Consider the following 26,088-nt stretch of genomic DNA (forward strand, 5'->3'; position numbering starts at 1 on the left):
GCGTAGCTTCGATGCGGCGACGACGTATTGGGCCGGCAAAGAGCCTGCGCACGTGTATCCGTTCGTGTATGAAGACCTGACCAAACATCCTGAAGCACAGATTCGCGCCTTGCTCGCCTTTTGTGGCTTGCCATTCGAAGAAGCATGTTTGCGCTTCAACGAAACACAGCGCGCGATCGGCACGCCCAGCGCGATGCAAGTGCGGGAACCATTGCGCGACGATACCGCGCGTGCACCACGTTATGGCGCACTGCTGGATCCATTGCGTGAGGTGCTAAGCAGGCTGGGATGAAATCCCAGCATTCGGTGCGTCATGCATGCTGGGATTTTCATCCCAGCCTACGTGTATTCACGATGCTTTTTGCACATGCAACACCCATAAACCCCACCATAATTAAATCGATCCAAGCGTCTTTGCTGTTACGCAGCACATCGTCACAATAATTTCATCTATATCAAATAGATAGATTTAGAAAATCTAAATTTGGATCGAGACAAATTTTTCTTGACAGCGCTTATTCGCAGCCTTATTGATTAACCCACTCGAGGCATGGCAACGCCCTTGTCGCGAGCCTATACAGCGCTTCAAAAAAATCGGTAACCGCTGGATTCTGGGGAAGACGGCGAGGCATGCATCTCGCCCGTAGTCGCATCAGTAGTTGACCCGTTTGTGTATCTCTCAAAAGCAGTGCTGAAGGGCCATGGCGACCGTCATGGCTCAGGGGTGGATTCGCGCCTTGCAAAAGCATCCCGCACGCAAGGCGCTCAACAACAGCCAACCTGCCGAAAGGCAGAGGAGACACATGTCCATGAAACAGATCAAGCGCAAACCCGCGCTGATGCTTTTGGCGTCGGCGCTCGCCTTCGCCTGTGCAGGCGCGCATGCCCAAAGCACGGGCTACACCGGTATCTTCGGTGGCGGCCCGATGTACAAGCACGTGGCGAGCAATATCTCGGAAATCGAAAACTCCGGCTTTACCGAAGTGGTGGTCTGGAGTGTCGAAGTCGGCTCGACCGGTAATCTGAATTTCAACGGCGAATTTCCGCTGACCTCCAATGGCGCTTACGTAGGCAACAACACCTGGCCGTCGTTCGCGGCGGATCTGGTGACCATGAAGCAAGGCACGCCCAAGCGCATCACCTTCAGCATCGGTTCGTCGAATGTCGGCGATTGGCAGGACATCAAGGCCTTGGTCAACGCACAGGGCACCGGATCGAACAGCATTCTCTACAAGGATTTCCAGGCGCTCAAACAGGCGTTGCCATCGGTCGATGCCATCGACTTCGATGACGAGAACAGCTACGACGCCGCTTCCACCGTCGCCTTCGCCGTCATGCTCGGCAACCTTGGCTATCACGTGGAAGTGGATCCGTACACCAATGCTTCGTATTGGACGTCGGTGGTCTCGCAGATCAACAGTCAGCGCCCAGGCACAGTCGATGGCGTGCATCTGCAAACCTATGCCGGCGGCTCGGGCAACAGTCCTTGCTCGGGTTGGAACTTCGGCAGTGTGCCGGTCTATCCCGGCGTCTGGGATGCCGACGACACGCCGCCACAAGCGCAAAGCGCGATGAGCAGCTGGCATTCGCAATGCGGCATTACCGGTGCTTTCCTTTGGCTATACGACGACATCGCCGGCAAGACCTACAACGGCCAGAACGAAACCGCTGCCTACGCCAGCGCCATCAATGCCGGCCTTGGCTCAAGCACCGCGCAGCCTGCCGTATATGGCATCTACAGCGATGGCACGTCGTTCACCACGGGTGGCCTGGATGGCGACGGTTATGCCTACTCCGCCAAGTTGCTTGGCAACTCGCAAAGCTGGAATGGCAACACCTTCACTTTTGGTGCGGCCAATACGGCCAACGCGTATAGCAGCGGCACCGTCAATCTCACGCAAGGCCAGTACAGCGAGTTGAGCCTTCTGGCGACCGGCCTCAATGGCAATCAGGCATCGCAAACTTTCACCGTCAATTACACTGACGGTACCAGCACCGTCATCAGCCAGAGCCTGAGCGATTGGTTCACGCCCCAAAATTATGCGGGTGAATCGAAAGCCGTCACCATGGCGTATCGCGACAGTAGCAGCGGCACCGCGGACAACCGCACGTTCTACCTGTATGGCTACGCATTCCCGATCGACAGCACCAAGACGGTAAAGAGCGTGCTGCTGCCGAGCAATCGCAACGTGGCGGTGCTGTCTTATGCAGTGAGCAATCCCGCCACCAATGCAGTGTCGGTCAATCTCGCATCTTCGTTCAATCAGCGCGCGATCAGCAGCGGCAATGGCACGGCGCCGTTGCCGGGATCATCGCTGGAGTTCAACGACGTGCTGTATCGCTTCGGCGAGGCCAATGCCGCCCATGTCGTCAGTGCCGCGGGACAAACGATTAGCCTGCCGGTGGGACAGTTCTCCACGCTGCAATGGCTGGGTGCCGCGGTGGACGGGCATCAGACCTCGCAAACCTTCACGGTCACCTACACCGACGGCACTAAATCGATCTTCACGCAAAGCGTCAGCGACCGCTCCAACCCGCAAAGCTATGCCGGCGAATTGCAGGCCGCCAGGCTGCCTCAGCGCAATGGCAACAGCTATCTCTACCACTACACGTTCCATTTAAACCCGAAGCCGGTCCAGAGCATCCAACTGCCCGATAACGCGCATGTGCAGATCATGGCCATGACATTGGTGCAGTAACCCAACGTCCATGCAGGCGCACACGTTGCGTGCGCGTCGGTTCAGTCAGTAGCGACGATTCCCGGTAATCACCCGTTGGTGAACCAGCGAAGTCCCCTTCGCTGGTTTTTTTTGCTATCGATGGTTTCTGAAGAAACGTTCGCGTATCCGCTCTTCTTCGTGATGATGCGTATAGGGTTTCAACAAGTCATAACGCGTGACCACGCCAAGCAGCATTTGCCGGTCGGCACTTACCACTGGCATGCGTTCAAGCTTTTCCACCGCTGCGCGGATCGCCACTGTCTTGCAGCTTTCATCGGGATAGGAAACCACCGGATCCTTGCCAAGCACATCGGCGAGCCGGCTGGTGCCATCGGGATCGGCCTGCCGCAAACGCGCCATCTCTTCGCGATTGATGATATTCAGCAGCCGGCCTTCGCCATCCACCACCGGATAGGCACGGTATTTTTGATCGGCGCCAAAATACTTCTGCGCGGCCTCGCGCACGCTGATCTCGCCGGAAACGGTCATTACTTCCGTGCTCATTACGTCTTTCACCGCCATGTGTTCCAGCCGATCCACCGTGTACTCGCGAAAGATATCGAAGCCGCGGCGAGCGACCTTCTCGGTAAGAATCGAGCGTTTCATCAGGAACACGCTGACGCCATAAGCGGTCGTGCAAGCGACCAGCAGGGCAGGCAACGCGCTGGCGTTGCGAGTGAGCTCCAACGCAAACAGGATCGAGGTAAACGGCAGACGCATCACACCAGCCAGCATCGCGCCCATGCTTAGCAGCGGCCACAACAAGGGATTGCTGCCGGGAAACACCATCGACTCCAACCCGCCGAGCCCCGCGCCCAAGGCCAACAGCGGTGCCAACACGCCGCCCGACGTACCGGAGCCCAGATAGATCACCCACATCAGCGATTTGACGACCATGAACACCAGGATGGCGCTGCCGACCAGCTTGCCGGTCAGCAACTCGCCGATCACGTTGTAACCCACGCCCAGCGCTTGCGGTTCGATCAGGCCGCCGATGCTGACGGCGACAGCACCCATGGCTGGCCACCACATCCAGTGAATCGGCAATTTGGTGAAACCGTCTTCGGCCTTGTAGACGGCTGCCGTGAGTGCCGTAGCGAGCAGGCCGGCGAGAAAGCCGCAGACCGCGGCCATGCACATGTCCACCAGCTGTAGATGAAATTCCGGCGCGATCGGAAACAGCGCACCGCCCCCGAGCAGGAATGGTCGCAGCGTGTCGGCCACGAAGCAGGCGATCGCCACCGGAATGATGCTGCGCGGACGCCACTCGAACAGCAGCAATTCCACCGCCAGCAAGGTCGCCGCGATCGGCGTGCTGAAGGTGGCAGCCATGCCCGCACACGCACCGGCCACCAGCAAGGTGCGGCGCTCGATCGAGGTGAGGTAGAACATCTGCCCGAACAAGGAGCCGACTGCGCCGCCGGTCATGATGATCGGCCCCTCGGCGCCGAACGGTCCGCCCGTACCGATCGCCACCGCCGCCGATAGCGGTTTGAGGATCGCCACCTTCAGCATCATCTTGCTCTTGCGAAACAGAATGGCTTCCAGTGCTTCGGGAATGCCATGGCCGCGAATGCGATCCGAACCAAAGCGCGCCATCAGGCCGATGATCAGGCCACCCACGACCGGTGCGATCACGATTGCCCACACCGAATGACCAAGCGAAGGCGATATGAAATCGAACGACCATCGCTGCAGGAATGCCACGTTGGTCACCAGGCCGATCATGCGGTAAAGCACGAACGCTACCAGCGCCGCGGCGATGCCGATGAAAACCGCCATCAAGGAGAGTTTCAGAATGCTGACGCTGGGACGGAAGTCGCTTTGGCTGAGCGTGTCGCGCTTCCAGTTCTCGTAGATGCGCCGGATAAGGTGCGTGATGCTGGTCATAGGGTTTCCAAATGACTGTCAATCACGGTCCGACGGGTGTTGCACGACCCGCTCGGAGTCAACGCAAGTTTGTGCGGGCCAGTGCGGCGGGCACGCATGCGGCGTAGAGAGAATAGCGTATTGCCGCGTGGTGATCAGGTGCATGATGTCTTCACGGTGGTCATACATGTGTGATGCAGCGCCACGTAGGCGGGGATGAAATCCCAGCTTTCCTGGCAGGGTGATGCTGGGATTTTCGTCCGGCCTACATTGGCAACCGTCACGCACACATCGCATGGTTCATGGAAGTGACGCATCGCAGAATTTCGTGATACGAAAGGTTGCATACAAGACGTGAAGCGCCAACGCATCTACTTTCAAGCAAAGACGTTTCGCAAATTCATCATGCAAGCATGCAACGTTGCTGCGTCGCGATAGCGATGCCGCAAGCAAACGCATGGCTCTTGCCAAATCATCATACAATATGATTGCATCGCCTTATCACGGTGAAGGAAGACCTTAAAGCTTCAGCGCTGCCTTGGCGACTTCCATGATGAAGGTCCTCCGAGCACAACGCACAACCCTGCTGCAGGCAGAGCTTGCAGCACCGTGGGAGGGATTAGCCATCATGACTCGCATCAGCATTCCCCAAGCTTTGCTCGCGGCGGCCCTGCTTGCCGCACTTCCTGTGGCGCACGCCGCTGACTCCGCGCAGAGCACGGATCCATCGCAGACTACGTCCGCAAAAAAGACAGCGAAGCGGCCTGTGACGCAAAACGGCGCATCACCACAATCAGGCAATCAGCCGCAAAACGCCACGACTCTGTCGCAAGTGGTGGTAACGCCATTGCAGAACAGCTTGCGCAGCGCGCAAACCATCAAGCAGGACTCGGCCATGATCGTCGATTCGGTCGTGGCGGAAGACATCGGCAAGTTGCCAGACAACAGCGTGGCGGATGCCTTGCAACGCGTCACCGGCGTGCAAGTGGCGCAAGGCTTCCAGGGCGAAACCACTACCGTAGTGATTCGCGGCTTGCCTAATGCGGTGACCACGCTCAACGGCCGCGAAATATTCAATGCCGGCGGCCGCGAATTTTCCTTTCAGGATCTGCCGGCGACCGCGGTAAGCGGCCTGGATGTCTACAAGTCGACCGATGCCAGCATGGTGACAGGCGGTATCGCCGGCACGGTGGACATACGCACCTTTCGTCCGTTCGATTTCGACGGCTTCAAGCTCGCCACCACCTTCACCGAAACCAACCAGAAGTATGGCTCACATACCGATCCCAACGGCAGCTTTCTGATCAGCGACCGCTGGAAAACGGATGCCGGCGAGTTCGGCGCGCTGCTCAGTGCCGGCATCAATACCATGCACTACGACTACAACGTGTCGTATGTCGACGATAACCTGACGCGCGTGCTGACGGATGGTGCAGGCAATCCGGTGCGCGCATCGAACGGCAATCTGCTGGTGGCGCCCAACCAGTACGGCGCCAACTACAACATCGGCTATCGCCAGCGCCCCGAAGCGAATTACGCCCTGCAATGGCGCCCGAACGGCAGTACGGAAGTGTATATGGAAGGCCTGTATACCTGGCTTTCCGACAAGTACAACCAGCCGTATTACTTCTCCGGTCCGCAGAATGTCGTCGCGCCTTCGAGCTTTACGGCAAGCAGCGCCTGTTTCCCGATTGGACTGACCGGTTCCCCGTATGACGGGCAGACCATCTGTCCGCTGACCGGCGCCAGCTTCACCGGCAACTACTACGCCGCCACCAGTACACAGGCGCACCAGGATTGGGGCCACAATATCCAGAATGCGATCGGCGTGAAGTGGAAGGGTGATCGCCTGCGTCTTTCCACCGACTTCACCTTGAACGGATCGAGCTACTACAACGAGCGCTTCGTCATCGACACGTTCCTCAATGCCTATGCGAATCCGCTGACCACCTACTACAACTACTCCAATAACTGGGGTCTGGTGGGCAATCCGCAGAACAATCCGGCCAACTACTACCTCAATGGCCTGTATCAGCAATGGAATGACAACCGCGCCACGCAGAAGGCTTGGCGTGCGGATGGTTCGTATGACACCGGCAACAGCTTCTTCAGCATGGTGAATTTCGGTGTGCGCTATGCGGATACCAAGGCGCAGGCGAGTGGCGCGCAATTCGACCAGGCGCCGCCAGGTGGTGCGTACCTGGCCAATGGCCAGCCCAATCCGGCCAATAACGTGCTGGCGCTGTTTGGCTCGTCCTATTTCTGCAACGTGCCCAGCATTGCGTCGATCCCGGGCGGTGCGTTGACCGGCTGCTACAACTATCTGATCAACAACAAGGATGCGTTGCGTGCGTTCTACGGCATGCCGCCCGGCAACCTGCCGGCGCAAGACAGCCAGTACTTCAACATCACGGAACGGACCTTGTCGCTGTATGGCTCGGCCAACTACGGCGGCGATCTGTTCGGGCTGCCGTTCGATGGCGTGCTGGGTGTGCGCCTGGAGCGCATCAACCGCAATCTCAACGCTTATACGTACGACACGGCTGCCAATCTCTTTTCGCCAATCGGCTTGACGACCAGCCAGCGCGCCGCGCTGCCCAATGCCACCTTCAATCTGCACTTCACCGACAACCTGCAGATGCGCCTGTCGGCCGGCAAGACGCTGGAGTATCCGGACTTCACCCAGCTCAACCCGTCGTTGTCATTGAGTCCGCCGACCGCCAACACCATTGCCACCGGCGCCGGCGGCAATGCATACCTCAAACCGACCAAATCCAACAGCTATGACGCCACATTGGAGTGGTATTTCAGCGACGTGGGCTCGTTGACCGGCGGATTGTTCTACCACGACATCACCGGCTACATCGAAAACTACACCTTCCAGCAGAACATCGGCGGCATCACGTATTTGATCTCCGGTCCGCAAAGCTCCGGTTCGGGACATCTGGATGGCGCGGAACTGGCGTATACGCAGTTCTTCAGCTTTCTGCCGGGACCATGGAGCGGCTTGGGCCTGCAAGCCAACTACACCTTCATCCAGAGCAAGCTGAAAACGCCAGCGATGGATGGCAGCGGTTTTATCAGCGCGCCGTTCCAGAACGTCTCGAAGAACAACTACAACATCGTGGCCATGTATGAAAAATACGGCTGGTCGGTGCGGCTGGCGTACAACTTCCGCAGCCGTTATCCGGAATTTTTCCTGGCCAGTTCCAGTGTGCTCGGCAATAACGCGCAGATGTACGACGAGCCGGCCAGCGAGCTCGATCTCTCGCTGGGTTACGACATCAACAAGTACCTCACCGTGGTGCTCAATGCCACCAATCTGCTTGGCAACAACTTCCATCAATATGCCGGGCCGGGCACCGGCCTGCCGCAGGATTTGCGTTACCAGGATCGCTCGGTGGGGTTGGGTGTGCGCTTTAAGCTCTGAAGGTGTGTGACGGGAACAGCACCCAAGCGTCGTCGCCCCGGCGAAAGCCGGGGCCCAGCGACTTTGAGGCGCAGCAAGTAAGCGGCATATCAAGATCGATGAAACACATCATTGCCTGCATCCTGACGCTGGCCACTTCGCTGCTGATGCAAACCTGCATGGCAGCAACATTTACCAATCCCGTTTTTCGGGGCCAGGATCCGTGGGTGACCTGTGTGGATGGCACCTATTACTACTCCGGTTCCCACTGCGGTGTAGCCGATATTTGCGTCAAGACATCGCGCAGCCTGAGTGGCCTGGCCAAGGCGCCTTGGATCGGCGTATGGACGCATTCCCATGCCAGCGATCCCAATGCCCACGAAATCTGGGCACCGGAACTGCACCGCGTGAACGGCCGCTGGTACATCTATTACGCCGCCGATGATGGCGACAACAATCACCATCGTTTGTTTGTACTGAGTTCCGGCAGCACAGGCTCTGGACCAGGTATGTTCCATGAAGCCAACACCGGTCTGCCTCATGGCCAACTCCATCTATCGAGCGATCGCTGGGGTATCGATCCCGACGTATTTACGGCAGCCGATGGCAGGCTTTATCTCACTTGGTCCTGCACCAATTTTGCCGACGCCACCTTTCCGCAGCGCATTTGCCTCGCCCCCATGCGCGATGCAGTCACAGTAGCGGGCCCAATCGTGTATCTCTCCACACCGGATCAAGCCTGGGAAACGCGCGACAAACCCATCCAGGAAGGACCGGTCGGCTATACGCGGCACGGACGCAACTACATCACCTATTCGGGCAGCGCCAGCTGGATTCCGAATGATTACGCGGTGGGCTTGCTTACATTGCAGCCAGGCGCAAATCCGCTGGACGCCTCCGCATGGAAAAAAACCGGCCCGATCTTCGACCATCACGGCAAGGTATATGGCCCTGGTTCCGTCGTGTTCGTGCCATCGCCGGACGGGCGTGAATACTGGAACGTCTATCACGCCATCGATCGGCTGACATGCAAACCCGCCTATGCATGCCGTGACATCCGTATGCAGCCGATGCATTTCGATGCACAAGGCGCGCCGGTGCTTGGTGTGCCGGTTGACCCAGGGGTGCCGCTGCCAATGCCATCGGGCGATAAGCGTTGATGTAGGTTGGGGTGCGGCAACGCCGAACCCCGACATGGGTGCCAAGCCAGGCGTATTGGGGTTTGCGTTCCACTCATCCCAACCGAGTAGTGTCTGCCCGCCGGGGCACGTTTCAATCTTTGCAGCACCTGCAGTTCCCGTTAAGCTGCTGCACGCGACGCTTCGCACGTGGCTGACCGGAACGGCACCCTACAGGGGATAGCAATGGATCGACGCATAATATTGACGTTGGCAAGCGCCTTGGCGCTTTTGAGCCAAATACCCAGCAAGGCTTGCGAGCTTGCGCAGATTACCGTCAAGCCGGATACCGCCGAAAACGGCGAACTGTATAGCGGCCAATTGCAAGACGTTCGGGTGACTTTCCACAACTATCGAACGAAGGGAGCCGTTACGGTTTTCCCTGAGCCGCCGCTGGTCATTACCAGCCTGAAAAGTGGGAATCATTGCGAAGCAGACGGCGGCGTGTGGGCACGCAACGGCGTCTACATCAGCACCGATGGCAAGGTGCTGGTCACCACCGAATTCAGCGGCTCCTACGACGGTCTGGTGTTTCGCGACGTGCGGACTTGCAAGAAGATCGACGAGCTTGACGTATCCGGCACTCACTGGAGCATTCACGGATCGCAGATCACCTGGCAACCGATCTCCGGCACTCCCCAGACGGTAAGGCTGGATGAGGCCTGTCGGCCTCGCGCTGTCCCAACAGCATCGTCTTCTCCCTCGCCATCCCACAGCTGATGGTGTACTGGCGCAACCGAGCTTTCCCTCCATCCACCTTGACTCGCAAGGAACTTGAGCCATGGCCAATGCTGATCAATGCATCGTAGACGCCTGCAAAAGCGCGTGGGAAGGCTCGTTTCTGCCTGGCACGCCGAACAAGGACAACTGCTCGGGATTCGTCAAAGCAGTCGCCGCCCAGCTTGGCGTTCCCTTGCCTGCAACGGCCGATGCCGACGGCATTGCAAGCGCTGTGGCCGCCTCTTGGAAGAAGGTCGACGGTGGCGAAGAAGCACAAAGGCTCGCTGCCAATGGCGCCTTCGTGCTGGTTTTACTGAAAGGGAAGGATCACTGTCCGCCCCGCCATCATGGCCATGTGGGTGTTGTCGTGGCTGGAGAGCTGTACCGCCACAAATACCCAATGATGTGGGGCGGCAGTATCGGCAACGCCCAAAGCGAGGGCGACAAGAGCGTGGGCGAAGTCTGGAATCGCGCCGATCGTGATAGCGTCCAGTACTACACGTTCTCGACGTTCGCCTGTAAGCGCTGAAAAGCTGCCCGCCTCAAAACGGTGGGCAGTGCATTATTCGCTTCGCCCGTTTTCAATCCATCACGGACGCATGCGCACGATGCTGGTGATCGCATCGACATAGGAAAGCTTGTCGCCGATCAGCAGCGGCAGCAGCGGCGTGACCGACACTTCGTTGGTCTTGGTCCAGCGCATCTTGCCGCTGGCATCGCGGAACACCAGGCCGCGGACGTCATGGATCACATATGGTTGTCCGTCGTTCCAGCCCAGGCACATCATCACGTGGCCGGGGATGTAGATCAGATCGCCCACTTGCGCTTCCGTGATCGCCTTCATGCGTGCGGCGTGATCGTCCTTGGCGGTAAAGGCGCGGAAGTGCAGGGCAGGGCTGCGTGACTGGTCGCCCGTGTTGCGCGGTATCTGCACGCCCATGCTGCGATATACGTCGGAGACGAAGCCGATGCAGTCGCGCCCGTTATACAAATGTCCCCAGCCATAACGCTCGCCGAGAAACTTGAACGCCTGGCGGACGATGTTGGCCTGTGTCAGCGGCAGGTAATCGGCGTTGCTGTCCAGCTTCCGCTGCAGCAGCGCGGGCTGGAAGCGCAGCGAACCGTCGCTGCTGCGGACCGGCAGATCGAGCGTCCATGATTCGTACGGCCCTTCGCCATTGACGGGCTGGTCGGGTGGCAACCGCGCGAGGGGAATGCGCGTGCCCATGTCGAGCTGCAATTCGGAAACCTGCGGCGCCTCGGGCGTGTAGACGGTACGCACTTTGTCGCCGGTCACGACGCGATACGGCGTCGTTGCCGCATACGCCAAGACATCCTCACGCTTGCCGATGGCGATGGCCGAGCTTTCCACCCACGCCGCATAGCGCGGGCTGACAATGAAATACCACTGCCCATCCAGGCTGGCATGCACGATGGCGACCGGGTCGCCGGGGAACAGTGCGCTTTCCTGGAAAGCTTCGAAGTCCTGCAGGCCCTTGCCGGGGAAGGCGCGAAGGTTGGTGGGGAAATTGCGCAGCGATACGCGGTGGACCGTTAACCCATAGCGCGCTGTTACCTGCGCGGGAATCCGGTCGAACGCGACGTTCGATGCAATGCTCTTGAGAGTCGCGGCCGGGATCGGCTGATCGTGCTCATCGAGCAGCGTCTTGTCCGGCATCTTGGAAACTTTCCTGATCCAGCTTTCCACTTGCGCGCGGCTCAGCGTGGGGTCGATGCGCTGCAAGTCATACATGCTGGGATCGGTAGCGAACATGTGCTGGTTCTGCGCATCGATCTGCGCGCGGCTCATCAGCACCGCATCGGGTGCGTGCAATTTGGCAATCCAGTAATCGGGCGACAGCATCGCCTCCTGCACGCCGATCACGCCGGATGGCGGAATCGGCAGCGTGGCGTTTTGCGCAAAGGCGTGAGTGCATGCCAGGGCCAATGCCAGACTGCCGATGACGCGTGCCATGATTTGCATGAAGAGTCCTTGTATTGGCTGCAGCAGTTCAGACCAGCATGGCGCCCAGCGTCGAGACGCAAACCAGCAAGCAGGCGGCGAACAGGCTGTGCAGCATCAGGGTTTCGAATTTCATGGTGATTCTCCGTGAGTGATTGAGCTTTGCAAGGTAGATAGGGCAAAGCCCGTGCCAACCGCGCATGCCCACGGAAAACCGCATGGTAAAGCCATCTCTTGAAATTCGGCAGAAGACATTCGCGTGTCCGCGGACGTTTGTCCGCGTTGCGCGGACAGCGGGCGGTGCGGAGACCTGTTCCCTCCCCTACGCCAGTAGGGGAGGGTTGGGGTAATGCTTTAGCGCGCAGTCGGGTGCTGCGAAATAATTTTTTGCGCATACACGAAGGCAACTCCGTTGCCGCTCGCTGCGCTCGCACCCCACCCTAGCCCTCCCCTGCTATCGCAGGGGAGGGGACCGTATCTCGCCTCGCTGAGGCTCAACGCTAATCAAGCTGATTGAATGAGCGCGATCGATATCGAGTCGCTATCAAAGATGCGCATCCGGCTCCGCACGCTGCATAAACTCATACCGCGCCGCGTTGTGATCCACGCTTTCATGCGTATCCGCACCAATCACCTGCCGCAGCAAGCCACCATCCTTGCTCGCCACCGCCAGCCAATCCGGCAAGCCGGCGCCATTGGGATTCCCCGTCTTGATGAAATTGGCCCAATAACCTTCCATGATCTGCGACACATGGTGATCGGCCGCCGTCCACGCAAAGACGTGGTTGGTATCCAGATTGCCCAGCGCATATTCAATCTCGCCGCTATGCACCGCGCCCTTGTCCGGGCCGGCACTGCCATCACGCTTCGCTGGACGGGGCTGGGTGAAGTAGTAGTAATACACCGGCGCTTGCCCGGTCTGGTGCTGCATGGCCATCCAGCGGCCGGTGGCGAACGCAATGAAGTCATCACCGGCGAAGGCCGTGCCGGACGTTTTGACTTCCGCTTCGGTATGGCCGGGATAAAGCTTCAACGCTTCCGCCGCATGCTTGCCGTAGCGCTTCTCCATCGCCGCGCGATAGTTCGCTGGCGTCGGCGCCTTGTTGTCGAGGAAGTTCGGATAATCGCCTTCCTGCGAATTCGAACCTACCAGCAACGGAATATGCGCCTGCTCGCCGGCCTGATAGATGGTCTCCGGCGAACGGGGGAAGAAGTAACCGTCGATGGTCGGCATGAATTCCTGCACGTCCTTGTCGCCGGTCGCGTTGAGCAACGTATTGGCATCCATGGCGCGCAACTGCGCCAGCGAATGGGCGCCGACATGCTTCGCAAAATCCTGGCCTTGCTGCTCGGCCAGCGCCAGAGGACGCGGCTTGAGATTGCCAAGCACGGATCCACTCTCGCCAATCGCACGCTGCATCAAACCCTTCGACAGCGGCGAGGCCATTTGCGCCGAGACCGACATGGAGCCGGCCGATTCGCCACCGATAGTCACCTGGTTCGGATCGCCACCAAATGCCGCGATGTTCTGCTGAACCCAACGCAAGGCCGCGTTCTGGTCGAGCAAACCGTAGTTGCCGGTGGCATGCTCCGGCGATTCGGCCGCCAGCTCCGGCAAGGCCAGAAAGCCGAACACGTTCAAGCGATAACTGATGGTGACCGTCACCATGCCGCGCTGGGCAAGGCTGGCGCCGTCGTAACGAAATTCCGAACCATCACCGGCCTGGAAGCCACCGCCATAGAAATACACCAGCACCGGCAGCTTCGCGTCCGCACCGTGCGGGGGTGCCCAGACGTTGAGGTACAGGCAGTCCTCGCTCACGCCGTTAGAACGAAACATCATGTCGTTGTAGATGGGGCGCTGCATGCAGCGCGGCCCAAAACGATCGGCTTGCCGCACGCCGGTCCACGACGCAACGGCTTGCGGCGGCTTCCAACGCAAGGGGCCGATCGGTGGTGCGGCATATGGAATGCCCTTGAATTCGTTCAAGCCGGTCTGGCTGTCATGAATGCCGGCCAGCTTGCCGGTAGCGACAGTGGCGATGGGCGGCGAGTCGGTAGCAGAGGCGACGGTGGCGGCGAGTGCGATAGCCAGTGCGGGAAGAATGCAGCGTGTACGCATGAATGCAGTGAGCATGGGCCAGGTCTTTGGTGGGTTAGTGCGAGCCGTATCGCCGCGACTATATTCGCTTTGCCGCACGCAGCTCCACCCCATGCCGCGAGCCTATGTAGGTTGGAGTGAGGCGCGGCCGAACTCCAACATGACTATGTAAGCGTCGGGATGTTGGGGTTCGCGTTGCGCTCACCCCAACCTGCGCATGACTACGGATTCTTCCGCGAATATTCCGCCGCCGCCCGATTCATATCTGTCTGCAATAGATACAGCGACACCGCCAGAAACAACACATCCTTCATTAAAAACGCCACCGGCAAATACATCACTGGAAATCCACCGGCTTCCACCGCCCAGGCATTCGGCAGGAACGGAATGATCGACACCGTGCCGAGGAATGTAATGGTCGAGCCGATTGCTCCCAAGATGCCGGGTTTGCGATACCAAAAACCAAGCAAGAGCAGCGAACCAAACAACCATTCCGTCGTACCGAGAAAGTATCCCGCGCCATTGATGCCAAACGCCGGAATCAGCCAGAAAACCAGCGGGCTATGCGCGATCAGCGGCGAGATCTGATGCGCTTCAAAGCTGTACCACTTCTGATAACCAAAAATGGCAAACGTAAACACCATCGCCGCGCGAATCAGGTGATGGCCAAGCTCATCCTTGAATAGCGATATCCCTGCAAGTCTGACAATCACTTTGTCGATCACTGTGCCGGCCGCTTTATGGGTTTGGCCGAAAATGCCAGCGGCGTCGCCGGTAGCCGCATCTGCTGGAGTCGTCATGCGAGACATGGGAGCACACCTGGGTTTGCGTTGAAGTGCAGTCACTCTAGGCGCCGGGTGCACTTTGTTTAATGCTCGATTACAGCAATTTTATGCTCAAGAGTATCAATCCGGATCGCGTGCACGCGGCGCGGAAAAGGGTGAAGCGTGCTGCCCCATACCCGGCGATGGACTCCCCGTGCGGGCAAAGGAGGAGATAGTCTTTGGCGGCGGTTGGCATGCTGGAGGAAAAACGTGTGGCAAACGATGGGGAAGCTGCAAGCAACCTGTTTGAAATCGCCTTCGATCCTCCGCCCAGCGGAAGCCGCCGGTCGGCGGAATCCGTCTACACACAGTTACGCGCCGCCATTCTCGATGGCCGGCTGGTTCCCGGCGCCAAGCTTCCGGTGGAGCGTCAGTCAGCCATCTTTTTCGGTGTTTCAAGAAACACCGTGGCGCGTGCGTATGCGCGACTGGCGATCGATGGACTCGTACAGCCCCGGCAAGGATCGGGAACGTATGTGGCGGCAAAGCAAAATCGTCCCGCCCGCGAACGGTTGCCGGTACAGCACACGCCCGATCCGCGCCTGAGTCCGCACTGGTCGCGGCCTGAGCTGGTCCAGGCACTCAACTTCTGGCACGACAATTCGCGTACAAGCACGCCCAGCGCAACGGCGTTCCTGGATTTTCGGCCTGCCTTGGTCGATCCACGGTTATTTCCGTTCGACCTATTTCGCCGGCTTAGTGCCAAGCAACTGCGGCGAATGGAATTGAAGCCGCCGGCGTTCAAAAGTCCCCAAGGCAACCAGGGCCATTTCCCGTTGCGGGCGGCCATCGCCACCCATGTCGGCATCTCGCGCGCGGTGGTATGCGAGCCAGACGATGTCTTGGTGACCGCCGGTGCGCAACAGGCCTTCGACATGCTTGCCCGTGTGCTGGTAACGCCTGGTGTGACGACCGTGGCGATGGAAGACCCAGGCTACCCACCGATGCGCGCCGCCTTTCTCGCGGCCGGCGCCAGGCTTGTGCCGATCCTCGTCGATGCGGAAGGCCTGGTGGTCGATGCGTTGCCGGTCACTGTGCAGATCGTCTGCGTATGCCCTTCGCACCAGTTCCCGTTCGGCGTATCCATGTCCGCGCCGCGGCGGGCCGCGCTGCTCCACTATGCGCGCAAGCATGGCGCTGTCATCGTTGAAGACGACTACGACGGCGAATTCCGCTACGACGGCACACCACTGCAAGCGCTGCGATCCACGGCAAGCGCTGATGACGTGTTCTACGTCGGCACCTTCTCCAAATGCATGCTTCCCGCGCTGCGCCTTGGATTCGTGATTGCACCCCAGTGGGCGATGCCGGCGTTGACCATGGCGAAGAACTGCCTCGATTGGCATTGCCCGACGCTGACGCAAATGGCGGTGGCCCGTTTCATCGCCGAGGGCCACCTGGCGCAGCACGTGCGCAAGCTGCGCGATGTCTATAGAAGGCGACGGGACCTTATCGAAGCCATACTTCAAGCAGAGTTCGTGGAAGACCTGGCACCCATGCCATCGCACTACGGCATGCACGTGGCGGCGTTCGCGATGCAACCCAAACGCTTGGCACGCGTCACCTCGCGGTTGTTGGAATCGAACGTGCATGTGCATACGTTCGAGCGCTATTTTTTTGGCAAGCCCACCGCGGAAGGCCTGGTTTTCGGCTACGGCGCGGTGGACCTCGACGGCATCGCGCAAGGGTTGAAGGCATTGCGCCGCGTGCTCTAGGGATGCTCTGATCTATTCCATGTACCCGTTACCGCACTGTATGCGCGCCGCGCGGCTTGAACAGACGGCCAGTCTGCCCTGCGCCACGCAACACACCCTGCGGGCCATCTGGACGTCATGCCGGGTGCATGGAATAGATCAGAGCATCCCTGGCCGCTGGCGTGAGGGCACATGCCGGTGAAATGGCCCACCCTAAATTTCCCTCATTGGCCCAGCTAGGCCAACGGCTTTTCCCTAAAGTCACTTCCCAGGTTGCTGATACGGAGACTGCAATGATGTGGAAACTGTTACGTGGAGTCGTGCTTGTCGGCGTGCTTGCCGGCGCGTCTTTATCCGCCGGAGCACAGGCGCTTCGCGACGGCTCGCATGATTTCGATTTCTGTCGCGGGGTTTGGCATACCCATGCCACGCAAGTGCTGGACCCCTTCGATGGCGGCACTCATACGGTCGTCATGGACGGCACAAAGACCGCACGGCCGGTCTGGAATGGGCATGCATGGCTGGAAGAAATCGAGGCCGATGGTCCCCATGGACATTGGGAAGGCGCAACCCTCTTCGTCTACAACAAGAAAGCTGCGCAATGGAGCCAAACCTACGTCGACGGCGATTCAGGAGAGATGGAAGCGCCGACCATCGGCAGCTTCAAGAACGGTCGTGGCGAGTTCTACGGTACCAGCGTGTATAAGGGCCGCAACGTGCTGGTACGCGGCGTCTGGTCTGACATCACGCCCAGCTCGCATCGCTACGAAATTGCTTATTCCCAGGACGGAGGCCGAACATGGGCGACTGCGTTCAAGGCGGATCTGACGCGGCTTAAGTGATAACGGCAGTGCGTGCGCGCGGCTGCTTGGGAACAGGTGCGCACCTGTTCCCTTCACGTCGGCGTAGCACCATCCGCATCGTTTGGCGGCAAATGCCTTGGCCGCGCCAGGCGTCCTCACCATAGCCACATTCCGAACGCCATCAGCAGCAGCAATGGCAGCATGCACAAGCTTCCTTCGGGCCCCGTGGAACCGCCGCTCAACAGTGGATTGCCGCTTGGATGCGTCGTAAACAGGTGGCCTTGCATGGTCAGGCCGCTGTCGGGTGTTCCATAGAAATACGACTGCCCCCAATCCCATCCAGCGTGCAAGCCCACTGCCCACCACAAGGATTTCGTGTACCAAAGGCTCAACAGAACACCAGGCCGCCGACGTGAACTTCGCCGCTTCCACGGAATTGGCGAAACATACCTGGGCGTGGTTCTGCACGGAATATGCAACACTATCGGCGCCGCCACCCGGCGGGATCGGGGGATCCAAATGCAAAACCGCCTTCTTATCGGCGTGGGAATATTCCTCGCCATATTCCTATGCATGGCGGCCCTACGCCACTACCGCGCCAAAGCAGCACAAGATCTCATTGCACACGACGCCGCACCCGCCGAATCCGCATCAACAGTAAGCAACGATGACATGCCCATCGACAAGCCACGTCGGCCCATCGTGCACGGCTTGCCTACCAGCACCGATGCCAGCGATCTTGCGACGGTCTGGATTGAGTGGAGCTCGGCGGAGGGGAATCTGGGTTTTCGATTGCCCGAGCAAGAAATCGAAAGACGGCTACCCACGTTGCAACAAATACGGCAGAAGCTCGCCGACTTACCATTGCAAGACGATTGCGCCAAAGCAGCGCAACGGGCGTATCTGGCATCCATGGATGCCGACATCACCTATTTCCAAATGGAAATGGACAACGCGCATACACCGGTTGGCCCTGACCCCGAGCTGGTAAAGCAAAGCGAAGATCGCGCTGCAAGTGATGCCTATGCGCAAGGACAGAATGCGTATCAGATGTCACTGAAGTGCACCACGCCTTGAGAAAAAAAACTTTGACGCACACGTACGCCGCGTAGGCATTTGCCAACGCCTCAAAGCACTCGTGACCGGCAGCTTGCACCGCGGGCTTTATGCGAAGGTCGACAGTCGGATAGTGGGAATTGGATTGGTGTGCAAGTAACAAGATGGCGGTGACAGGGGCGGCCTTGGCGGCTACGAACATTATTGAAGTGATTAAGTTTCGGAAGCTGTTGAACCATTCATCATAAATGATCGCGTCAGCCAACTTATTCCTTCAAGATAGGGCTCGCATACCCAAAAATGCACACAGATGATAATCACAGTTATCATCTGTGCCGTGTGCCTTGTCAGATGCCATACGCTCACAGTCATTGAATCTAACGCACCCTCATGACCACGTTGGTAGCGTTCGAGCTAAAAGTCTATTTCGGTGTCGAATCGGCCGCTTTGTAAATCGGTACAAAGGTTTGCGGCAACAAACGGGCTTGTCCTGCCAAAGGATTGGTTTTGACAAACACGCCGACCACCTCAAAGGGTGGGTTGAAGAGCCTGACAATTGGGCCACCGCTATTGCCCGCCTGCGGCGTGCAATTCAGCAGCAACAAGGTCTTGGGATTTTCTTTCCCGGGTGCAGTGCCGCTATTGCATTGGCGTTGTTCCGCGTTTTCATAGACAGGGTCTTCGCCAAATCGCGAGACTGATGGGTAGCCGACGTCTTTAACCATCGAGAACGCTTCGTTCTCGTTGGTGCTCACGTGAGGAAAAAAAGCAGTGCCGGGACCCACTTCAGCCTCAAGTGTCTTGCCAGACGGCAATGGGTAAACGCGGGCTACTGCGATATCCGTCTCCGGCGATTCCTGCGCGTCTTGCCCTGGAATATAGGTGCTTTGAATGGGCCACTTTTCCAAAGGTGCCTGCTTGCCATCAAAGCCTGGAACGAACATGAACATGTCATTCCACACATGATGGATTGGTTCATGGACACAATGGGCTGCAGTGAGAATTAGGTTCTGACTAATGGAGTGAATGATCGACGCGGAGCAATGTTGTACAACATAACCCTCGCCATTTGTGTTCGCTCGACGGAAGTACAGGATGCCCGTGAGTCGAGAGAACAGATGACTGGCGTACGGGCTTGGCATCAGGGTATAGCCAGAATGGTCGGCCTTCGGATCCAAGAAAGGCTCTATCGGATCTCCACCGTAAGGTGGCGAAAAGCTGGCCGGCCAAGCTTCTTCCATTCGTTCCCGCGTCCAAAAGTCGATGATTTTTTGCCGGCTCGGGGCTGGTGGACTTATAACAACGTCGAATGGGACGCTAGCGTGCTGATCATGCGTAGGGGCGGGTGTTCCCGCCCGGGTATGAAGCGCGACTGCTGATGCAAAAACGAAGACCAAAACACGTAAGAGTGTTGACATAACGAGACGCCTCCTTCGTTTCGTGACGATTCCCCTTAGAACTGCTTCGTATCATGCAGCTCGTTAGCGTGTTGTCTACACACTTGATGGCGTTTTAAATCGGTCTATCGCTATCAAAATGTAAAGATGTCACGGCATTTTTGATCATGATTTCCGATCGATACAAACCAATAAGTGAACCTGGTACCTTTTTTTATTTGTAATTGGCAGAGACAAGTAAGCAAGGCCATGGCGGCGCAGGTTGGGGGTGAGCGGAACGCGAACCCAACGTCACCGGATGCTTGCAGACCACGTTGAGGTTCGGCTGCGCCTCGCCTCAACCTGCGCAGCAGGTAGGCTGGGATGAAATCCCAGCACGGGAAACAGCAACGTTTTGGCATCCGGCGAGATCGAAGGGCATAACTATCGGCGGGTACTCATCTCAAGCCAATCAAGCTCCTGCTCCACCCGTCGATACGCGTCATCACCGATCTGTCCGCTGTCGCGCAGCGCATCGATCGCCTTCCGCGCGTGCTTCACAATTTCCCGCCGAAGCACGTTATCCGCAATCACCGACGAATCACCGGCAGCTTTGGTGCCAGCCAATGCTTCTTCATATTCCTGCCGCAAGCGCTGCGCGGCTTGCCCGTCCTGGTTTGCCAATCCATCTAAAGCTGCCTTGAGCGCCTTGGTCCGCGCCAGCAGGATCTCCTTTTCCACCACGGTATCGCGCGGCATCTTGAGCCACTTCATCAGTGGTCGAAGCGTGAGCCCCTGAATAAGCAGGGTGCCAAGCACGATCACGAAGGCCGTGAGCAGAATGAAGCCGCGATAGGGAAAGTCATGAGGCAGTGCAAGCGCCGCGGCGAGCGTGACGATGCCGCGCATGCCCGACCAGCCGATCACGAGCGCGCCCTTGAAACTTTCTTGCCTGGTTACGGCATCAGGGCGGCGTGGATCGTCCGGTGCGAAAAAGCGGTAGGCGAAAACCCAGACGAAGCGAATGACGATCACTACGGCGAGGCAGGCTGCTGCAACTACCAGCCAGTTCATGTGCTGACCGTCCGTGATGGTCGGCAGGATCGGGCGAAGCTGCAAGCCGATCAGCACGAAGGCGAGCACGTTCAATACGAAGATCACCGTCTCCCACGTCGCGAAGGCGTTGACCCTGACGGACGTCGGCATGGCGGAGGTCGGTGCGCGAGCGGCGGTGACGCCGAAAGCTACCACGGTGATCACCGCTGAAAGATGCAGTTGTTCGGCCAGTAGCCACACGCCGAACGTCATCACGAACTGCAGCACGATGGAGATGGGTGCGTCATCCACGCGCCTGATCAGGCTACCGATCAGCTTCGCCAGCACCCAACCCGCCAACACGCTGCCAAAGGCGACCAGGATCAACGCAGGCGCAGCGTCCCTGGCGTGGAAGCTGCCGGTTGCCATGGAAGCAACGGCAAACCGATAGATCAATAACGACGACGCATCGTTGAGCAGACTCTCCCCCTCCAGCACCATCCGGATGCGATGCGGTGGTTCGACCTGCCGCATGATCGCAATGGCCGCGACCGCATCTGGCGGTGCCAGCAGTGCGCCCAGTGCAATCGCTGCGGGCCAGGGCATATCCGGCAGAAACCACCGCACCGTAAACGCCACGGCCAGCGTCGTAAGACCGACGGCAACGACCACCAGCGAGAAGATGGGGCGCCAGTTACGCAGCAGATCACGCAATGAAATGTCATGCGCGGCATCCAGCAGCACGGGCGCCACCAGCAAAGCCAGGATCAGATCGGGCGCCAGGTCCAGCCTGGGCAAACCGGGAATCAGCGATATCGCCATGCCCATCATTGCCAGCAGTACCGGGTAGGGGACGCCGATGCGCTTCGCCAACATGGCAAGCACGGCCGCACCCAGAAGAATTGCCAGCAGCATCTCGAAGGCCAACATCAGCGACTACCCCAGGTGAATGGGCGGAATGATGCATGAGGGATGGTTTGGAAGACCAGGGCGACACATCTGCCGGCGTGCTTCTTCAAGGTGATGTCCCGTTGCTTGCTCCCTAGAAAACAAGGCGTACGCTTGCTGAAGCGGTTGCTTTCACATGGCTTGCCCCAACCTAGCTGTCACACGTCCTTCGGAAGACATCGCCATGTCCAACTCAACCGTAGACTCGACGCACTATGAGGTCACGCACACCGACGCCGAGTGGCGCGCCTTGCTGACGCCGGAGCAATACGCCGTCATGCGCGGACACGGCACGGAACGGCCGGGTAGTTGCGCGTTGCTGCATGAATCGCGTGCGGGTGGTTTCGCTTGCGTGGGATGTGGACAGATGTTGTTTGTGGGCCAGACCAAGTTTGAAAGCGGCACCGGGTGGCCAAGCTTCAATGATCCCGTTCCTGGCACGACGGGCACCACGGTGGATACCAGCCACGGCATGACGCGCACCGAGGTGCATTGCGCGCGTTGCGGCAGTCATTTGGGCCACGTGTTTCCGGACGGCCCGCCGCCGACGGGTTTGCGCTACTGCATCAACGGCGTCGCATTGAATTTCGTGCCCGATTGATGCGATCAGCCGGGTGCGCGGCCGCGTCGACGCGTCAAAACCTGCATGGCGAAGTGCAGGCCTGGCTTGGGATCGTCCAGACGGAAAGAGTGGAAATGCGCGCCAGCCCACTGCAGCAGAATGTTCCACAGCGGGCCGCGTGCTTGCGCACTTTGCGCGTGGACGGTGGTGATGTCTCGATAGAAGTCGACGCAGCCGGCGCCTGCCTTGTAATCAGGCGCCGCGCGGTGAACGGGTAAGCCGAGTGCATCCTGATACGCCATTTCGCAAACGTTGACGCCGCAGCGCGCGGCAAACTCCACGTAGGTCCACGCGCGCGTATTGACCTCAAGAATGCGGTAAACGCCGTCACGCTTATCGCGTTTGAATTCCGCGCTGAAAATGCCGCGATAGTTCAACTTGGCGAGCAACTGCTTGACGTCTTCGACCGGCGTTTGCAACTGTTCGAGCGGAATGCTGCGGCAATACGAACTGTTGCCGAAATCCGGTGGTGAAATACGGATGCGTTGGCGTGCGAACAAGCCGGTCATCTCGCCGTTTCCATCGCGAAAACCGTCCACAAAATAATGATCCGACGCCGTGCCGGGCACGTATTCCTGCGCCATCAGGCGAAAGCCCTGCTCGTGCAGGGAGCGCCATGCTGCATGCAGTTCGTCCTTGCGTGTCACCCAGATGCCTTTCACGCCGGTGACGTCGCTGAATTTTTGCGAGTTCACCGGCTTGATGAAAACACGATCGAGTTCGTCGAAAGGTATCGCCTCGATATCTGCGTCGTGTTCGATGCGAAAGGTGCGCGGGTGCGGAATCTGCGCGCCTTCCAGGAACGCGGCAAAGCGCGATTTATCCTGCAGGATTTCCTGCGTTTCGCGCGAGCTGGTGCTGAGAACGTAGCGCGATGCCAGTTCGGTATGGGGCAGGTCCGTCAGCCACAAGGCGGCATCGTCGGCACCGGCAACCAGCACTGCTTTGGGCAGCGGCATATGGCGCAGCAGTTCGATGGCGTGTGGCCCGAGTGAGCCATCCCACGCTTGTCGTCCGGGCGTGGGGCGATACCAGCGCGAGTGAGTGACGTGATCGGATGGTGGGCACGCGACATACGCCGGAATACCGGCCATTGTTAGACAACGCAAAATGCCAAGCGCAGTCGGGCCCCGGCCCAATACGATCGCCGGCACGCCGTAATCGTCCCTTTTCCCCATGTTTCGCTCCGGTATGCGTGTTACCAGATCATCGTCACAGCTGTGATCGATGGCTCATGCTAGCACTGCGCGAAACGAGTTTTACGGCGTAAAAACTTGCGTGCAGTGGCGTCAGTGCAACGGTTTAAGAGCAGGCAGCAGCATCTAAGGATGGTGGCGTAGGTTGGGGTGAGCGGAACGCGAACCCCAACATCTCCGCTGATCTAAAAACAACGTCAAACGTAGGCTGGTATGAAATTCCAGGATCGAGCTGCGCAAAAAAGCTGGCAGCCTACGTAACAGCCCGCATCGCCGTCGTGTGCGCTCGGTGCTGGCGTGGGAAGGCTCGGTCCAAAAGACTTGTCGCCGCTCCCTCTCTCGGCGTGGCCGGCTTCTTTATTCGTAAGCCCAGGAATAAACGGCGATTTTTTTGGCCGGATGCCAGCCAAAAATCAACAACGCATTTCCTTGCGAAAGCGCGTATCGTACCCGGGCGCATATCCACATATGCGTACTTGCGCGAACGCTCTTCGGTGCGACCGATATCAGCGTTCCAGGGGGCGCGGTCACCTAACGAAACGACAGGAGACCAGTCCTATGAAGACTCGACTGCTCATCGCAGTAGCGGTGATGGCGTTCGCTACCTGTGCCATGGGGGCGCCCCCCACCACACTCAAACTGCAACGAGGAGGCACCACGGTACCCGTGACCACGCCTCTCGGCGGCGCACCGCTGACCAGCCTGGAATTGGATCCCGCCATGGCTGGCGGCGATACCGATGACTTGGGTAGCGGCCTCGACGTTGGATTCAAGGCGAGAGTGAATCGCAGTATTGCCCAAGGCCATGCTGGCAGTAACCGTATGGGGCATGCATGGCGTGCCAAGTCGCATCCGGAGCTTCTCGGTGGCCTCGACGGCCTTGATTTCCACGACCAGCGTTACGCCAATGGCGGCAATCAGTTCTCCGTAGAACCGCCGGATCAAGGCTTGTGTGCCGGCAACGGCTTCGTCATGGAAAGCGTCAACGACGTGTTGGCGATCTATGACCATCGTGGCAAGGAATTAGTGGGGCCGGTCGATCTCAATACGTTCTACGGCTATCCGGCGGCGATCAATCGCAGCACGGGTGCATACGGACCTGAAATCACCGATCCATCCTGTTACTACGATGCAAGCACGCAACGCTGGTTTCAGCTTGCGTTGACGCTGGATCGCATCGGCACCACGTCATCACTGGCCGGTACCAATCACCTGGACATCGCGGTCAGTCAGACGTCTGATCCGACCGGTGCGTGGACCATCTATCACTTGCCGGTGCAGAACAACGGCACGCAAGGCACGCCGGATCACGGTTGCGCGCTTGGCTTCTGTCTTGGCGACTATCCACACATCGGCGCGGACGCCCATGCGATTTTCCTGACCACCAACGAGTTCTCGTTGTTCGGTTCCGGCTTTTACGGTGCGCAGATCTATGTGATATCCAAGCGCGCACTGGTATCGGGCGCGGCGTCACCGAACGTGGTGTTGTTCAACGGCGGCGATCCGAGCATTCCGGCTCCCGCGTTTACGGTGTGGCCCGCCATCTCGTCCGGCGGGCAATATGCCGGCGGGCATGGTGGCACTGAATACCTGCTCAGTTCGGACGCAGTGTTCAACGCTTCGGGTACGTCGAACACCATCTGGCTGTGGTCGGTGTCAAACACACGGGCCATCGACTTCATGCCCACCAGCGTAACGCTGAACGTAGCGCCGCTGACCGTGCAGACATACGCCGTGCCGAGCAGTCTGGCTCAGCAGAAGCCGGGCGATACGCCTTTGCTCGAATGCTTTGCATTGGCCGGTTGCGCGCCGAACTTTCTCGGCTATCCCAATAACGTCTATGCCGGGCCACGCGACTTGGCGGTGAACGATTCGCGCATGCAGCAGGTGAGCTACGCCAACGGCAAGCTGTGGGGCACGTTGGATACCGACGTGTTGCTGAGTGACGGCAGCCATGGTTCGGGCATCAATTACTTCGTGATCAATCCGGACTCCGGCTTCCTCTTTGCCAACGACACATTGGCTTTGCCTGATGCGAACCTCACCTATGGTGCCGCGGCCGTTACGCAAAGTGGACGCGGTGTTATTGCATTCACGGTGGTTGGCCCCAACGATTATCCAAGCGCCGGCTACGCGAGCCTGGATGCGCGGATAGGTGCGGGCGACGTGCATGTTGCCGCAGCAGGTGCAGGGCCTTGGGATGGGTTTACCGGCATTCCGTACTTCGGCAGCGCGCCACGCTGGGGTGATTACGGTGCGGCGTCGGTGGATGGCAACAAGATCTGGATCGCATCGGAGTACATCGCGCAAACATGCACCCTCACCGAATACCTGACGTCTCCGCTGTTTCAGTGCGGCGGTACGCGTGGTGCGCTAGGTAACTGGGCGACGCGTATTTCGCTGCTGGGCTTCTGAGACTTCACAACCACAAACAACGGGCGTGGCGGAGATATGCCGCCACGCTCATTTTTTTTCTCGATTGGCTGCATCACGTTAGCGCAGTATCCCGTTTACGTACTTGCGATGCGCGAAAGAGATGCCATGTTGTCAAACTGGCTTCATGGTTCATGCCAT

Annotated in this window: 20 protein-coding genes; 11 read left to right on the forward strand and 9 right to left on the reverse strand. The window is 58.8% G+C overall.

Annotated elements, in window-relative coordinates:
* Together VJR68_RS11835 and VJR68_RS11840 are read left to right on the forward strand one after the other, a co-directional pair.
* Positions 1–292 (forward strand): sulfotransferase (locus VJR68_RS11835; RefSeq protein WP_324147876.1); only part of this gene is annotated, 292 nt, incomplete at its 5' end.
* Positions 293–809: 517 nt separating this feature from the next.
* Positions 810–2,699 (forward strand): hypothetical protein, encoded by a 1,890-nt coding sequence (locus tag VJR68_RS11840; protein ID WP_324147877.1) that lies wholly within the window; start codon positions 810–812, stop codon positions 2,697–2,699.
* Positions 2,700–2,813: 114 nt separating this feature from the next.
* Here VJR68_RS11840 and VJR68_RS11845 read toward each other — a convergent pair whose 3' ends face one another.
* On the reverse strand, positions 2,814–4,610 hold the full coding sequence (locus VJR68_RS11845; protein WP_324147878.1) for a chloride channel protein: 1,797 nt from the start codon (positions 4,608–4,610) through the stop codon (positions 2,814–2,816).
* A 607-nt stretch (positions 4,611–5,217) separates the two neighbouring features.
* On the opposite strand from VJR68_RS11845, the gene VJR68_RS11850 reads away from it, so the two are divergent.
* The 4 genes from VJR68_RS11850 to VJR68_RS11865 all read left to right on the forward strand — a co-directional run bounded on the left by VJR68_RS11850 (position 5,218) and on the right by VJR68_RS11865 (position 10,425).
* On the forward strand, positions 5,218–8,019 hold the full coding sequence (locus VJR68_RS11850) for a TonB-dependent receptor (protein WP_324147879.1): 2,802 nt from the start codon (positions 5,218–5,220) through the stop codon (positions 8,017–8,019).
* Between the two features lie 98 nt (positions 8,020–8,117).
* Complete coding sequence (locus VJR68_RS11855; protein ID WP_324147880.1) at positions 8,118–9,158, forward strand: glycoside hydrolase family 43 protein; 1,041 nt, start codon at positions 8,118–8,120, stop codon at positions 9,156–9,158.
* Positions 9,159–9,362: 204 nt separating this feature from the next.
* Entirely contained in the window at positions 9,363–9,896 is a 534-nt protein-coding gene (locus VJR68_RS11860; RefSeq protein WP_324147881.1) for a hypothetical protein, read from the forward strand.
* 61 nt (positions 9,897–9,957) lie between these two features.
* Positions 9,958–10,425, forward strand: a complete 468-nt coding sequence (locus VJR68_RS11865) for a hypothetical protein (RefSeq protein WP_324147882.1) — start codon at positions 9,958–9,960, stop codon at positions 10,423–10,425.
* 60 nt (positions 10,426–10,485) lie between these two features.
* Here the strand turns inward: VJR68_RS11865 and VJR68_RS11870 are convergent, their stop codons facing one another.
* The 4 genes from VJR68_RS11870 to VJR68_RS11885 form a co-directional block, all read right to left on the reverse strand.
* On the reverse strand, positions 10,486–11,880 hold the full coding sequence (locus tag VJR68_RS11870; protein WP_324147883.1) for an SH3 domain-containing protein: 1,395 nt from the start codon (positions 11,878–11,880) through the stop codon (positions 10,486–10,488).
* Positions 11,881–11,908: 28 nt separating this feature from the next.
* Positions 11,909–12,061: a hypothetical protein gene (locus VJR68_RS11875; protein WP_324147884.1), complete on the reverse strand. Its 153-nt coding sequence runs from the start codon at positions 12,059–12,061 to the stop codon at positions 11,909–11,911.
* 342 nt (positions 12,062–12,403) lie between these two features.
* Positions 12,404–13,996 carry a carboxylesterase/lipase family protein gene (locus tag VJR68_RS11880; protein WP_324147885.1) on the reverse strand — a complete coding sequence of 531 codons (1,593 nt, stop codon included), beginning with the start codon at positions 13,994–13,996 and terminating at the stop codon, positions 12,404–12,406.
* A gap of 185 nt (positions 13,997–14,181) precedes the next feature.
* Entirely contained in the window at positions 14,182–14,805 is a 624-nt protein-coding gene (locus VJR68_RS11885) for a YkgB family protein (RefSeq protein ID WP_324147886.1), read from the reverse strand.
* Between the two features lie 191 nt (positions 14,806–14,996).
* Between VJR68_RS11885 and VJR68_RS11890 the strand changes: the two genes are divergently transcribed.
* Positions 14,997–16,499, forward strand: coding sequence for a PLP-dependent aminotransferase family protein (locus VJR68_RS11890; RefSeq protein ID WP_324147887.1), 1,503 nt, complete (start codon positions 14,997–14,999; stop codon positions 16,497–16,499).
* A 272-nt stretch (positions 16,500–16,771) separates the two neighbouring features.
* A complete protein-coding gene (locus tag VJR68_RS11895) occupies positions 16,772–17,320 on the forward strand; it encodes a hypothetical protein (protein WP_324147888.1) in 549 nt (182 codons plus the stop codon).
* 116 nt (positions 17,321–17,436) lie between these two features.
* Here VJR68_RS11895 and VJR68_RS11900 read toward each other — a convergent pair whose 3' ends face one another.
* Entirely contained in the window at positions 17,437–17,631 is a 195-nt protein-coding gene (locus VJR68_RS11900; RefSeq protein ID WP_324147889.1) for a hypothetical protein, read from the reverse strand.
* A gap of 25 nt (positions 17,632–17,656) precedes the next feature.
* On the opposite strand from VJR68_RS11900, the gene VJR68_RS11905 reads away from it, so the two are divergent.
* Entirely contained in the window at positions 17,657–18,358 is a 702-nt protein-coding gene (locus tag VJR68_RS11905; RefSeq protein ID WP_324147890.1) for a hypothetical protein, read from the forward strand.
* A 401-nt stretch (positions 18,359–18,759) separates the two neighbouring features.
* On the opposite strand, the gene VJR68_RS11910 is transcribed toward VJR68_RS11905, so the two are convergent.
* Complete coding sequence (locus VJR68_RS11910) at positions 18,760–19,578, reverse strand: trypsin-like serine peptidase (protein WP_324147891.1); 819 nt, start codon at positions 19,576–19,578, stop codon at positions 18,760–18,762.
* A gap of 579 nt (positions 19,579–20,157) precedes the next feature.
* Positions 20,158–21,678, reverse strand: a complete 1,521-nt coding sequence (locus VJR68_RS11915) for a Na+/H+ antiporter (protein ID WP_324147892.1) — start codon at positions 21,676–21,678, stop codon at positions 20,158–20,160.
* Positions 21,679–21,880: 202 nt separating this feature from the next.
* Here VJR68_RS11915 and msrB point away from each other — a divergent pair, with 202 nt between their 5' ends.
* The gene (gene msrB, locus VJR68_RS11920; protein ID WP_324147893.1) at positions 21,881–22,297 is read left to right on the forward strand and encodes a peptide-methionine (R)-S-oxide reductase MsrB; all 417 of its coding nucleotides are present in this window, start codon (positions 21,881–21,883) and stop codon (positions 22,295–22,297) included.
* Between the two features lie 5 nt (positions 22,298–22,302).
* Here msrB and VJR68_RS11925 read toward each other — a convergent pair whose 3' ends face one another.
* The gene (locus VJR68_RS11925; protein WP_324147894.1) at positions 22,303–23,496 is read right to left on the reverse strand and encodes a hypothetical protein; all 1,194 of its coding nucleotides are present in this window, start codon (positions 23,494–23,496) and stop codon (positions 22,303–22,305) included.
* 576 nt (positions 23,497–24,072) lie between these two features.
* Here VJR68_RS11925 and VJR68_RS11930 point away from each other — a divergent pair.
* The gene (locus VJR68_RS11930) at positions 24,073–25,929 is read left to right on the forward strand and encodes a hypothetical protein (RefSeq protein ID WP_324147895.1); all 1,857 of its coding nucleotides are present in this window, start codon (positions 24,073–24,075) and stop codon (positions 25,927–25,929) included.
* Positions 25,930–26,088 lie beyond the last annotated feature (159 nt).

Source organism: Dyella sp., from assembly GCF_035277725.1.
GTDB lineage: Bacteria > Pseudomonadota > Gammaproteobacteria > Xanthomonadales > Rhodanobacteraceae > Dyella_B.